Source organism: Haliscomenobacter sp., from assembly GCF_033763495.1.
In the GTDB taxonomy this organism is placed as follows: Bacteria; Bacteroidota; Bacteroidia; order Chitinophagales; family Saprospiraceae; genus Haliscomenobacter.
In genome coordinates, this window is sequence record NZ_JANRKL010000223.1 from 1 (window position 1) to 14,004 (window position 14,004).

General features: G+C 48.5%; 8 protein-coding genes. 4 read left to right on the forward strand and 4 right to left on the reverse strand.

Features of this window, described 5'->3' with window-relative positions:
• Positions 1 to 398: 398 nt before the first annotated feature.
• Entirely contained in the window at positions 399 to 2,780 is a 2,382-nt protein-coding gene (locus SFV55_RS26215) for an ABC transporter permease (RefSeq protein WP_320032548.1), read from the forward strand.
• A 106-nt stretch (positions 2,781 to 2,886) separates the two neighbouring features.
• Here the strand turns inward: SFV55_RS26215 and SFV55_RS26220 are convergent, their stop codons facing one another.
• The gene (locus tag SFV55_RS26220; protein WP_320032549.1) at positions 2,887 to 5,250 is read right to left on the reverse strand and encodes a TonB-dependent receptor; all 2,364 of its coding nucleotides are present in this window, start codon (positions 5,248 to 5,250) and stop codon (positions 2,887 to 2,889) included.
• 274 nt (positions 5,251 to 5,524) lie between these two features.
• Here SFV55_RS26220 and SFV55_RS26225 point away from each other — a divergent pair, with 274 nt between their 5' ends.
• Complete coding sequence (locus SFV55_RS26225; RefSeq protein ID WP_320032550.1) at positions 5,525 to 7,915, forward strand: ABC transporter permease; 2,391 nt, start codon at positions 5,525 to 5,527, stop codon at positions 7,913 to 7,915.
• 91 nt (positions 7,916 to 8,006) lie between these two features.
• On the opposite strand, the gene SFV55_RS26230 is transcribed toward SFV55_RS26225, so the two are convergent.
• Positions 8,007 to 8,774, reverse strand: a complete 768-nt coding sequence (locus SFV55_RS26230; protein WP_320032551.1) for a hypothetical protein — start codon at positions 8,772 to 8,774, stop codon at positions 8,007 to 8,009.
• Positions 8,775 to 8,968: 194 nt separating this feature from the next.
• Positions 8,969 to 9,898 (reverse strand): MerR family transcriptional regulator, encoded by a 930-nt coding sequence (locus SFV55_RS26235; RefSeq protein ID WP_320032552.1) that lies wholly within the window; start codon positions 9,896 to 9,898, stop codon positions 8,969 to 8,971.
• 212 nt (positions 9,899 to 10,110) lie between these two features.
• Between SFV55_RS26235 and SFV55_RS26240 the strand changes: the two genes are divergently transcribed.
• Positions 10,111 to 12,945, forward strand: coding sequence for a T9SS type A sorting domain-containing protein (locus SFV55_RS26240; RefSeq protein ID WP_320032553.1), 2,835 nt, complete (start codon positions 10,111 to 10,113; stop codon positions 12,943 to 12,945).
• Positions 12,946 to 13,042: 97 nt separating this feature from the next.
• A complete protein-coding gene (locus SFV55_RS26245; RefSeq protein WP_320032554.1) occupies positions 13,043 to 13,402 on the forward strand; it encodes a hypothetical protein in 360 nt (119 codons plus the stop codon).
• A gap of 83 nt (positions 13,403 to 13,485) precedes the next feature.
• Here the strand turns inward: SFV55_RS26245 and SFV55_RS26250 are convergent, their stop codons facing one another.
• Positions 13,486 to 13,995 (reverse strand): GNAT family N-acetyltransferase, encoded by a 510-nt coding sequence (locus SFV55_RS26250; protein WP_320032555.1) that lies wholly within the window; start codon positions 13,993 to 13,995, stop codon positions 13,486 to 13,488.
• Positions 13,996 to 14,004 lie beyond the last annotated feature (9 nt).

Genomic DNA, 14,004 nt, shown 5'->3' on the forward strand with positions numbered 1-14,004 from the left:
GGATCAGGACTCAGATATTGAACCTTTGGTATAAAGCCGCACTTTGAACTTCCTACTCCTGCTCGACCAGAGGTAGGATCTGGAACCTGCGATCGTCGAGCCCGCTCACGCAGTGAGCATTTTGGGATCGACGAGCGCGCCACGCAGTGGCTGGTAGGGTGTTCAACCTAGCGGAGAATTGCTATCCGGTCTAAGATTTTACCAACCACTTCGTGGGCGCTCGTCGATCTTTTAATGCTTGGATCGCAGATACCAGAGCCTACGTTACCTGAACACCGTACACTGCTGTTCAAAATTGAACAAAGATTATTTAAAAATTATTCATAAAAAACTGACAACAAAACACTTGTTTTATTGGTACAAAATTTGGAGTGGGATTATCAAAAACACATCCGACCATGTACCGCAGCTATCTCAAAATTGCGTTTCGCAATCTCCTCAAAAACAAGGCTTCAACTTTAATCAATATCGGTGGGCTGGCCGTGGGTATGGCCGTAGCCATGCTGATCGGATTATGGATCTGGGACGAATTGTCTTATGATCGTTATCACGCCAACTACGAGCAGATCGCCCAGGTGATGCAGCACAATGTGTACAATGGCGTAGTAGAAACGCAGGTTTCAAACCCGGCGGTCATGGCGGAAGAAATTCGCGACAAATACGGGAGTGATTTTAAATACGTCCTGCAATCCTCCTGGAATTTCGACCATACCCTGGCCCACCAGGACAAAAAACTCCTCAAACCCGGAAGCTATTTCGAACCCTCGGTGACCGAGATGCTTTCACTAAAAATGCTCAGGGGCACCCGTGATGGTTTGAAAGAGCCTTACACGATTTTGCTGTCAGAAACTGTAGCCAAGGCTTTTTTTGGCGATGCTGATCCAATGGGCAAAATGCTCAAAGTGGACAATCAGGTGGAGGTAAAAGTGACCGGCGTGTACGAAGACCTGCCTTTAAACTCTACTTTCCGCGACATGAGCTTTATCCTGCCCTGGCAATTGTACCTGATCAGCAATCCTTGGGTGAAAGAAATGGAAGACCCCTGGGGCAGCAATTTTTCCCAAACTTTCGCCCAAATTGCCAACAATACGGATATGGCCACCGTATCGGCCAAAATCAAAAATGTCAAATTGAATCGGGTCAGTAAAGAGGAGGCGCGCTACAAACCCGTGGTGTTCCTGCATCCCATGTCGAAATGGCACTTGTACGAAGAATTCAAGGAAGGCAAAAACATTGGCGGGCGCATTCAAACCGTTTGGTTGTTTGGCATCATTGGTGTTTTTGTATTGCTGTTGGCCTGCATCAATTTTATGAATTTGAGCACGGCTCGTTCCGAAAAGCGGGCCAAGGAGGTAGGCATTCGCAAGTCGATTGGCTCGCTGCGCGTCCAGTTGGTCACTCAATTTTTCAGCGAATCCCTACTCGTAGCCCTGTTTGCCTTTGTTTTTTCCATCCTGCTGGTTTTGCTGATGTTGCCCTTTTTTAATGAAGTGGCCGATAAAAAAATGGCCATTTTGTGGAGCGATCCCCTGTTTTGGGGCATCGGCATGGTCTTCAGTTTGCTGACTGGTTTGATTGCGGGTACTTACCCGGCTTTTTACCTCTCTTCCTTCCAACCGCTCAAGGTGTTAAAAGGCACTTTCCGGGTAGGGCGCTGGGCTGCGGTGCCGCGCAAAGTATTGGTCGTGCTGCAATTTACGGTATCGATTGCTTTGATCATCGGCACGATCATTGTTTTTCGCCAAATTGACTATGCCAAAAATCGGCCCATTGGTTATGAGCGCGATGGTTTGGTTTATTCGGGGATTACCGACCCCATCCACGCCCATTTTGAGGCCATCAACCAAGAATTACAAAGCAGTGGTGCCATCCTGGCCATGGCCGGGGCGGATAGCCCAACCACCGAAGTATGGAATACCAATGGCGGCTTCAATTGGGAGGGCAAAGACCCCAATCTGGCCGTAGATTTTCCCAATAATGCCGTTACGCATGATTACGGCAAAACGGTGGGTTGGAAGATCAAGGAGGGCCGGGATTTTTCCAAAGAATTTGCTTCCGATACTTTGGCGTTTATCTTGAATGAAGCGGCGGTAAAGTTCATCGGATTTAAAGAACCCATTGGTAGCATCCTGGAATGGAACAATCAGCCATTTCGGGTCATCGGGGTAGTGGAAGATTTGCTGGTGCAGTCGCCCTATCAACCCGTGCGGCCTTCCCTTTTTCACATCCAAACTGGAGGCCCCAATGTTGCCATAATGAAGATCAACCCCGAGCTCAGTCCCAAAGAGGCATTGGGCAAAATCCAGGCCATTTTTGCCAAAAATGACCCTGCCTCCGTGTTCGATTTCCAGTTCATCGATGCGGAATACGCCCAAAAGTTTGGCGACGAGGTGAGAACTGGCAAGCTGGCTACTTTTTTTGCCATTCTGGCCATCTTCATTTCTTGCCTGGGTTTGTTTGGTCTGGCCTCTTTTGTGGCCGAACAACGCACCAAGGAAATTGGCGTGCGCAAGGTGCTCGGTGCAAGCATCCTCAGCGTGTGGGGTCTTTTGTCAAAAGAATTTGTGGCCCTGGTGCTGCTTTCCTGCGTGTTGGCCATCCCACTTTCCTGGTATTACCTGCACGGCTGGCTGCAGCAGTTTGAATACCGCACGAGCATTTCCTGGTGGATTTTTGTAGCTGCGGTGATAGGGGCTTTGCTGATTACTTTGTTGACGGTGAGTTTTCAGGCGATCAGGGCGGCTACGATCAATCCGGTGAAGTCGCTGCGGAGCGAGTAGGCTTCTATAAGGTGCCTCTTTGGTGCCTGAGGTTTCTAAGGTGGTGAAAAGAAAAATATTATTTCACCACCCTAGAAACCTCAGGCACCAAAGAGGCACCTTAGTCTTAAAACTTCCAGGTCAAGCTCACCGAAAAGTTGCGTGGAGCAATGGGGTTGACGCTGTTGTCGTCGTGAACATTGTACGACAAGACGTTGAAAATGTTCGCCAATTTGGCGCGCAGCGCAAATGTGGAAAAATTGTACCCGGCGGTGGCGTCAAACTGGAAGTAATCGGCTATCTCGGTAATGCGGTAGGCATCGTTGGCTACCTGCACCCGGGTAGATCTGCCCGCATACCGTGTGCCGATGTACGCAGAAACAAAACCGAGGTTCAATCCTTTTAGCTTGCCCTCCCCCACGGCGTACTGCACACTTGCATTGGCTGTGTGGTTGGGATTGTAGCGCAAGAGGCTGCCAACCACATAGGTATTGCTTTTTATGTATTTGGTTTCATTAAAACTATACCCAGCGATGATGATCAGGTTTGAGGTTAAGCGGGCTGAAAAGTCTACTTCAACACCACGGCTGCGTACCGCTCCGGCCAATTCCTTGATGTAGGTATAGGTATTGCCGTTGACCAGTGAATTTTGAGCCAATTTATCATTGTCAATCCGGTAAAGGGTAATGTTGGCAGAAGCTCTTCCTTTGAACAATTCATTTTTTACCCCAACTTCATACTGATCAATGATGGAAGGCGGTAGGACTTTTCCTTCAATATCAACCCCGGTATTGAAGCTGAAAGAATTGGAATAACTGACAAAGGCGGATTGATTGGAATTGGGTTGAAAAACAATACCCAATCGTGGTGAAAAGGCTCCTTCTCTGGGCGAAGGAGTGGTGGTTAATTGCCCTTCGGCAGTGGTTACGTTGCTTTCCAGTTTTTGGCTGGAATACCGGATGCCCGCTAATGCTTTAAATTTTGTACTCAAGGCAATCAAATCCTGGATAAAAACGCCATAACGGCTGGTCGGGTTATCCGAGAAATTCCCTTTCTTCAAGGTAGGGATATCATTGCGGCTGTTGGAAGGCAAATCTTCAAAAATATTGACTACATCGTAGCCATTCAGTTGGGCGTATTGTTGGGTTTGTTGTACAAAGTGATCCGTATCAAAACCCAACAGAAGTTGATGGCTGATCCGGCCAGTGTTGAAAGTTCCATTGACATCACCTTGAACAATGAAATAGTTGTCGGTAGAGGCATTGCGCTGGATGTTGCGGGTCCAGAGTCCGTCCGCCTTGATTAGAGTTCCCTGATTGGGGCGAGTAGTACCAAAAACTTCTTGTTCGGTATCGCGGTAAGCCGAAGACAAATTCAATTTCCACTTGTCGTTGAAGCGATGAGTCAGTGTAGCCGTGCTGGACCATTGTTTGCTATCGACATAGCCCCATTTTACGCCCAGGAAGCGGTCGCGGGGATAATCGGGAATCACTTCGTAGTTGACGATCCCCGCGCCAAAATCGGGGGTGCGGCGATCATCCAGGTAATCCCCTTCCAGCAATAATTCGGTCTTTTTGCCCAATTTAAACAGCAAAGAAGGGTTGATGTACACCCGTTCGGAGCTGACGTATTGCCGGAAGCTGTTGGCGCTTTGGTAGGTACCATTCAGGCGGAAAGCTACTTTTTCGCCTTTACCAATGCCGCCGTAGATGTCGAAGTTGGGCTTGAGCAGTCCAAAACTCCCTAAGCGCAGCCCCACTTCACCTCCAAAGCCAAATTTGGGCTTTTTGGTCACCAGGTTCAACACCCCACCGGGGGCTACGTTGCCAAACAACAAGGCCGCGCTGCCTTTTAATATTTCGACCCGTTCCAGGCTGCTCAATTCCGGCAACATGGAATTGACAAAGCGGGTGCCATTTTTGAAGGTATTGTTGCTGCCATAGGCAAAGCCGCGGCCCGCGATTTCTTCCTGGTAGCCTCCGGTTGCGCCCATCACGTATACCCCATTGGTGTTCATCAATACATCCTGCATGGTCAAGGCCTGCTGGCTTTCCAGGGTTTGGCGATCCAGGGTTTGAAAACTCATGGGCAGGTCCATTTGCCGGGCGGCCATTTTACCAATCGAGGTGATTCTTTCGTTTTGCGTCACATACCCCTTGATGACAATTTCCTTGAGGGTTTCGGCATTTTCAAAAAGCTCCAGCGACAAGTTGAGCACTTTACCGGCTTCCACGTCTACGCTTTGGGTCAGGGTTTTGTACCCAATGTAGGAAGCAACCAAGGTATACGCACCCGCTTTCACTTCGGGAAAAACAAAACTGCCGTTCAAATCCGAGGATACCCCCTGCTGGATTTCGCGGAGTTGAATGTTGACAAAGGCCGATGCTTTGCCTTCACTGTCGGTAACCGTGCCACGAATTTCCCCGCTTTGGGCACCAAGGAAAGTGGACAAAAACAAAAAGGATATGGCAAGTACAAATGCTGTTCTCATGTCGAGTCTTTTATTTATTTAGACCAATCATAAATAATGACGCAAATGTAAAAGCATGAGACAAGCTGTACAATACCGAAGTTGCGGTTTGGGGCTGTAAATGTTAGGTAGCGTTTACCTAGGATTAGGTAGGTGGTGACTAGCTAAAAACGGACAACAGTGTTCAATGCTGGACGATTTTGCGCTTGCGTTTGTTTTTTAAATAGCTAATAATTAATCAATTATACAATTGGCATGGAAATTGGCCTCTACTTTTGAATATAAACTTAAGACGATGTTGAAAAACGACTTCAAATTTGCCTTGCGCAACCTGGCCAAGAACAAAATTTTTACGTTGATCAACCTGGCGGGGCTTGCGCTTAGTTTGGTTTGTTGCATCTTATTGGGCTTGTACGCCTATGCAGAGATGACCTATGATCAGTTCCATCCGAAACACGATCAAATTTTTCGGATCAACAAAATGGTCACCGAAACCAATAAAACGCCGGAAAAACACAGCATCACCTCGGGGAGCCTTGCCCCCGAATTGTTGAAAGAGGTACCGGAAATTGAGTACGCGGTACGTTTGCGGCCCTGGTTCAATGAGATGGTGGTGCGCCACGAAAACACCCAGCAAAAATTCAACGATGTGGTGTACGCGGATGCTGATTTTTTCCAGGTCTTTGGGTTTAAACTCCTGCGTGGAGATCGAAAAAGGGCTTTGTCCGAACCCAATACGGCGGTCATCACCGAGGCAAAAGCCAAATTGTTCTTTGGTGACGCCGACCCCCTGGGCAAAACCCTGGTAGTGCTCAACGAAACGCCGGTCACCATCACGGGGGTCGTAGAAGATGCCCCTTACAATTCTCACCTCAAATATGAGTTACTGGTCTCCTGGGGAACCACCACCACCGGTACAAACCTGGACTATTTCAGCTGGATGAACAACTGGATTACCCAGGTGGTGCACACTTATGTTATGGCACGTAAAGATGCTGACCTGCCATTGTTGGAGTCCAAAATTGCCGCTGTTTTTAATAAAAATTTGCCAGAAAGAAAAGAGCAATACAAGCATTACCTTCAGCCAATTGATCAGGCATATCTCGGCTCGGCGGATGTGAAGTTTACGGAGAGTTTTAAATCGAACAGCGATAAAATCGTGTATGTCCTGATCGGGATTTCCATTTTTATTTTGCTGATCGCCTGTTTCAATTTTATCAATTTGTCTACTGTAGCCGCATTAAAAAGAATCAAGGAAATTGGCATGCAAAAAGTGCTGGGGGCAGCCCGGCAGCAATTGATTGTCAAATATTTTACGGAATCCTCTCTGGTCTGTGCAGCCGCTTTTGTACTGGCTCTGCTGCTGATTTCCTGGTTGATGCCCGCTTTCAATCAGCTTGCGCACGCGCAACTGGCCTTGTCCCAACTTTTTGATCCCCAAATTTTGGGGGCCTTGTTTGCTTTTTTTGCGCTGGTCAGCCTGATGGCAGGCCTGTACCCGGCCTTTTTCCTGACCCGTTTTCAAGCCCTTGAGGTATTTAAAAGTGGCAGCAAAATGGGCAAAAGTGTCTGGCTGCGCCAAACCCTCGTTGTGACTCAATTTACTTTGTCTACCATGTTGATCATCGGGATGATTGTCATCAATGGCCAGATCAATTTTTTGGTGGAAAAAGACCTGGGTTTTGACCAGGAGCAACAGGTCATCATTCAATTGACCGACACTGGCATGGAGCCCAAGGCCAAAGCTTTTGTGTCGGAGCTGGAAAACTTTGAAGGAATCGAAAAATTGAGCCTGAGTGCCCGCGTTCCCGGGCAAGGCTACATGGGCTTTGGCATCATTCCGGAAGGTTTCAGCGAAAAGGACAATTTGATGGCCGGAATCGGGCAATCGGACGCCAATTACACCTCCACGTACAACATCCCAATGGTTCAGGGGCGCTTTTTTTCCAAAGATTTCCCCTCCGATACCTTCAACTCTATCGTGATCAACGAGGCCATGGTGCGCTACCTGAACTGGGATCAGCCGCTGGGGAAAAAGTTTGAAATCATGGGTGAGCGCAAAGGGATTGTGATCGGAGTGATGAAAGATTACAATGTGGCTTCTCTGCGGGAAAGTATTCAACCTGCTGCTTTTATTTTGAAAGACAACCCCTTGTATTTGACCATCAAAATAAAAACGGGAAAAATCAAAGAAACCCTGGCTTTTGCAGAAAACACCTGGAAACGTTTTGAAAGCAAACATCCCTTTGGGTATTATTTTTTGGACGAACGACTCCGGGAGTATTACGTGTCCGACATCCGTTTGTTGAAGGTGATCAGCATTTTTGCTGGGCTGGCCATTTTTATTGCTTGTTTGGGACTCTTTGGTCTGGCCACTTTTACCGCCGAAACCCGCACCAAAGAAATTGGCATCCGCAAAGTGCTCGGGGCGAGTGTGACGAGTGTGGTGGCTTTGATTTCGCGAGATTTCCTCAAGCTGATTTTGCTGAGCATTGTTGTGGCCACTCCTCTGGCCTGGTATGGTTTGAGCCAATGGCTGGAGGATTTTGCCTACCGGATCGAAATTCGTTGGTGGATGTTCTTGCTGGCGGGAGTGTTGGCGGTGGGTATTGCTTTTTTGACGATTGGTTTTCGGAGCCTCAAAGCAGCCTTGGCGAACCCGGTGAAGAGTTTGCGCTCGGAGTGAATCGCATACTGAGGTGAATCTTTAGTGCCTTAGGTTTCTTAGGTGGTGAAAAAGAAAAATCTTCACCACCTAAGGAACCTAAGTAGGGAGATTACAAGCGGACGGAAAACTCGAATTCCCGCGTAGTGCCATCCGTATACTGCACCTTGTACTTATAGGCCATTTTCCGTAGGTCCTTGCCTTTCAGCTTTTTCTGAAATGCCTCAAATCCTTCGTAATCGTACATTCTGCGGCCATCCGAGGACATTTGGTAAAATTCCGCTGCCGTGTAGGTTTTTTCGAATTTCATATAAACAGGCTCGGCTTTGCGCCCTGCCAAGGTGGCGATTCTGGACAAAGTCAGTTGCTGTACCGTTTTACTGGAATCCACCCTGGCCCCTACAAAAGCCGACTGGGGCAAGGCTTGTACTTCCAGGCCTTCCGGGTGCTGCTGGTAATAGGCTTCTACCGTTGTGGTCCATAGTTCGTCTTTGTCGCCCGGGCCAGGAATGGCAATCCCTACCTCGGCGGTATGCAGGAGGATGTAGGTATTCAGGATGTCGTGCCGCTTCAGGGCCAGGCTTTTGTCGGGAGTGGCCTCCAACATGTGGCTGTGGACTTCCACCTCGGTCAGGTGTTGTCCCATGGGTACCTGGGCCAAATCGAGCACAAGTTCCTGGTCCTGCAACTCATTTTTGACCAGCGGCCCCGTGCCAGTAAGCCGGAAAATGGCGGAATCGATGGCGGCAGGGTGCAAATTTTGCAACTGTACGCGCAATTCTCCTTGTTGAGCATTGAGGTAAATGGACTCGTACTGTTCAGCGCAAGAGACGAAGTTCAGGGACAATGCCAGCAGCATTGCCAGGTGTGTTGGTTTCATCGTGGCAGAGTTAAAAAGGACTAAAAAAATTTAAAAGGACTGAGTTAACCCTTAATAAACCTGCCGAGGTTACTTTCTGTTTGCGAAAAGGGGGGATGATTTTTATCAGGTTTGAATCTCTGTCAAGTTTTTCAGCACCTAAAAAACTGAAAGCACCGAAGAGGCACCTCAGGGGAGCCACGGCTATCGCTCAATCAATACTGCTTGAGCGATTGGCCATTTTCCTTTTTCAACAAAGGCTCTTTTAGCAGCTCTAAAAACTCCAGCGTGTGATCGAGGCTGCGCAGTACCCGTACATTTTGTGGTGCGGTCACTTTTTGTGCTACTACTTGATAACCTGAAAGCAAGACCTGGCAATCGGGGAAGGTTTCCGCCAGCTTGTCTACGTATTTTTGCACGGGTTCTTTGGCGAAGGTTTCGCTGATCATGGTAAAAATAAAATCCGGCTTATGGACCTTGCAGGCATCACGCAGGTCGGTCACGGAAATGTCCTGCCCCAGGTAGAGTACCTGATTCCGGCGCGACTTGAGGATATAATGCATAAAAAGCAAAGTCAATTCCTGCTTTTCCCCTTCAGGCAAATAGATGATGAATTTTTTGGTTTGTTTGCCCTGTGGGAACGGCTCCTGATCTATGGCGACAATGATTTTTTGGCGGATGAGGTAACTGATGAAATTTTCCTGTACCGGGTTGATGGAACCAGTTAGCCAAAGTACGCCCAACTTATCCAAAAAAGGGTATATCACCTCCAGCATGGTTCGTTCGAAACCCAGTTGCTGGATGTTCATCGTGACAATGCGGTCGAACTTTTGCTCATCCATTTCGATCATCGAAAGGGTGAGGGCGTCGAGTTGGGTGCTGTACTCAAAGTTGATTTCGGCGATGGCTGCCACCTTTTCCGCTACCGCTTGCCGCGACATTTTGGCAATCTTGGAAATTTTGATCCCGTTTTTATTGAGCAGGGAAACATTGAGCAAAAACTTGAGGTCTTCATCCTGATAGTAGCGGATATTCGTTTTGGTGCGCTTAGGAGCTATGACTCCATAACGTTGCTCCCAGATGCGGATCGTGTGCGCTTTGATCCCTGAGAGTTTTTCCAAGTCGCGAATCGAATATACAGCCACTTGTTAAGGCGTTTTTTTTCAGTGAATTACAAAATAGATAAAGCGTTTGAATGCATTTTTTATTTTACAAATTAGCTAACATCAGAACGCTTAAAATGTTTAGGATTTTGACAAATTACTGTCGTCTGTTTTCACTCCTGCGTTAAAGAGAGTGCAATATGGATTAAATTACTAACTTTAGCAGGTTTAAAAAATTATCCAAAACAATCATTATGAAGTGGATTAAGACTCTACTTTTTTTCTCGTTCATGGCTTGCCTTGCCCAGCAGGTTTACGCTCAAGCTAATCCCTGTATTTATACGCTGGACTTAAAAGATCAACTTGGCGATGGCTGGAACGGTGCCCAACTTGAGGTACGCATCAACGCCAAGGCCACAGTATATACCCTGACCAACGGGGGCGCTGCCCGCCACTTTTTGACCTTGAACAATGGCGACAGCTTGCGGCTTACCTACAAGCCTGGCCCTTTTGATCTGGAAGTAGGGTACTCCCTGCTGAATCAGGAAGGAAAAGTAGTGTACACCACTGGCACCGCCAACCCGCTTGCGGGTGTGGTTTTGCGCGATACGGTGGCTTGTCCTACTTGTGCGCCTCCACCAGGACCCAGTGTCACCTTTGAAGATGTACGTGCTTTTACCAGCCAGTTGAGCTGGGTGGGCAACGTGGCCGGAAGGTCTTATTTGCTGGAGTACGGCCTGAAAGGATTTGCGCCAAATAAAGGGCTGGGTACCGTGGTACGGACGACCGCAACCCGTACCATTTTGCGCAACCTCAAGGAAAACACCAGCTACGATTTGTACCTGAGTGGGATTTGTAGCAACCCTGCCGATACCAGTCTGGTACTTGGGCCTTTTGCCTTCAAAACCCGTTGGGCGGTCGATTTGGGCATTTCTGGCATCGAAGATCCCATTACCGATTGTGGCCTGGAATCTGGAGATACCGTGAGGGTCCTGATCCACAATTATGGTGGCGAGCCACAGTCTCTGGTCCCCTTTAAATATGCGGTAAATGGCATGCCTGTACCGATTAGTATGCCCAAAGATGGGGTATATACCGGGGTGGTTGGCCGCGACAGTTCGGATGTAGCCGAATTTGACAATCCCTACTCTTTTCCTCCGGGCGACTACGTGATCGATGCCTGGACCGAGATGAAAGGGGATAGTGTGATCGACAACGATACCCTGCGGTATACTTTTACAAGTTTGCCTACCATCAACACTTATCCTTATTCCAATTTGTTGGAAGACCGCTTCACGGGCTGGACCGTGGATCAAAGCAGCGTCAATGCCAGCTGGCAATTGGGTACCCCCAACAAACGCCAACTCAATCAGGCTTTCAGTGGTTCGCAGGTGTGGGCCACCAAACTGAGTGGCAGTTACAATAGCAGCGAAGTGTCTTACTTGTCTTCTCCCTGCTTCAATTTTTCCCGCCTGACTGCTGATCCAGTCCTGACTTTTGCCCTTCAGCTGGACATGGAGGGTTGTTGCGACGGGCTCTGGGTGGAACTCAGTACCGATGGTGGGCAATCCTGGGCCAAACTGGGCGACAATACCAGTGGCATCAATTGGTACAACAACGTTACCCGTCAAATCTGGAGCAACAATGGTGGTACGCGGGGTTGGTTTACGGCTTCACATCCGCTACCTGGTACGGCTACGGCACCCGATGTACGTATCCGTTTTGCTTTCTTGTCTGATTTTGCCAACAACCTGGAAGGTGCCCTGATTGACAACATTCAAGTGCATGTTCCTACCCGGGATTTGTTGGCCCTGAGTGTGCGCAATACCAGTGCGGATCCTTGTGGCAATGCTGCCGATCAATTGTCCTTTTCCATTGGCAACCTGAGCCGCAACAATGCAACCAACTTCAGTGTGGCCTACCGCATCAACAATGGCCCAGTGGTGACTGAAAGCGTAGGGGGCTTTACCCTGCTGCCCAATGCCAAAAATGCTTATACTTTCCGGGGTACGTTCAACTCGGCTACTCCTGGTACATACAACATCAAGGCCTGGATTGTGGGGGATGTACAAGCAGCCAATGATACCGCTTATTTTACCTTCAATTCGGCTTATCCGGTACCTTTTGGAGAAGACTTTGAAAGGGGCGGTATTCCGCAGGATTGGAGCATCGATGCGGATGCAGTGGTGGTCCAGGATCGGGGCAACAGTAGTTTTACTTTGTCGGACAACCTATTCAGTGGCGATGCCAGCTTGCGGGCTACTACGCCCACCTTTGGCCCGATCGCTGCCAACGACAGCCTTACTTTTGACTACCGCTATGTAAACATTTCCGGAAATGACATCACTGCGACCACATTGACGGGCAATGATCGCCTGGACGTGTTCATATCCACCGATTGTGGTCGTACCTTTGTGTTGTTGCAGTCCATCACGGCTGCCAACCATGTGGCCTCAACACAACTGAAGCGAGTGACGGTGAAACTGGGGGCATATGCCAACCGGTACATCCAGATTCGCATTGCTGCAACCTGGGGCGGGGGCAATTACTGGATTGACCTGGACAACATCAATATGCTGCGTTGTGCAGCCAAACTGAATCTGAGCACCACCATCCGCAATGCCACTGGGGCAACCATGCGCAATGGCTCGATTGTGGTACGCGGGGATGCCAATGGAGCACCTTACAAATACAAATGGGCCACTGGTTCAACGGCTTCCCAGATTACCCAGGTGCCACCCGGGCTCTACAGCGTCACTGTGACGGATCGTTTTGGTTGTAGCTCTGCGCTGGACCTAACGGTGAACTTTACGGTTTCTGCTCGTGATCAGGAACTGCCCATAGAAAAACTGAGCCTGGCCCCCAATCCAACTTACGATCAAACGCTGCTGCGGGTGCAACTCCGGGAAAGAGCAGATTTGAAAATACAGCTGATCAGTCCGATTGGGCAAGTGCTGCGGCAAGTTCAATTGAGCAGTGTGCAGCAGGCCGATGTGCCGATCAATCTGGCGCAATTGCCCGCCGGGATGTACTTTGTACGTTTGGAGGCAGGTGGTAGGCAACGAGTGGAAAGAGTTGTGAAGTTTTAAATAAAAAACATGAGTCATCCCGAATTTTTGGGATGACAAACCGCGGAGCGATTAGATTTATGCCCGATTTTGACTTTTCAAAAATTCGGGATGACTCATGTTTATTCGGTACTATGTGAACTTTACAAATTCAGAATTTTCCAGTAAATTTGAAGAGGAAATTGATTCATTGACTCAAGCAAACGAACCAATGGGCATCCAGGAAGCAATTAGAACTGAGTTATTGAAAATTGGCAAAGCCGAAGGCATTGAAGTTGGCAAAGCCGAAGGCATTGAGATTGGCGAAGCACTTGGCGAAGAAAAAGGACTGAAATTTGCAATCGCACAGTTGCTCCTAAAGGGTTTCTCCGAGGAGCAAACAGCCGAATTGTTGAGCGTGACCCTCGAAAAGGTAAAGGAAGTAGCCGCCGAAATTGCGGAAGGCAATATTCCCCATTTGAGTAGTGAAGAGGAATAGGCCAGCAAGCTTGTTTAAGTTTACTGGCCCCAGGCAACCTAATCCCTTCCACCTGAGCCCCAAAACCTAAACAAGCCTCTAATCTACCCTATCATCTTTTCCAACTCAAAAAACTCCAATTCCTGGGCCACCACTTCAAATTTTTCATTGTGTTTGAACGGGATCACCTTCCCCGTTTTTTGATAACCATGCCGCTCGTACCAAGCGATCAGTTCTGGCCTCACCGAAAACACGGTCATAAAAATGCTGCGACAATTTTTGGCCAAAGCCAATTCATCGGCCGCTTTCAACAATTTTTTTCCCAATCCTTGTGCCTGTAAAGCCGGCGATACCGTCAACATTCCCAGGTAAAGCCGATCTTGCTGCTGTTGCAAACGCATGCAGCCGATTATTTGACCTTCTTCGTTGGTGTATTTCAGAAAAGTGGTTGCAGGATCGTTGATGACCTCCGCGAGGTTGTCTTCATCTGTGCGCAGCCCTTGGATCAGGTCTGCCTCGGTCGTCCAACCCTGTTTAGAACCCTCACCCCGGTAGGCACTGTTGATCAGTGCTACCAAGGCTGGAATGTCTTGATTAGATGCAATTTCGATCATGACAAAGAG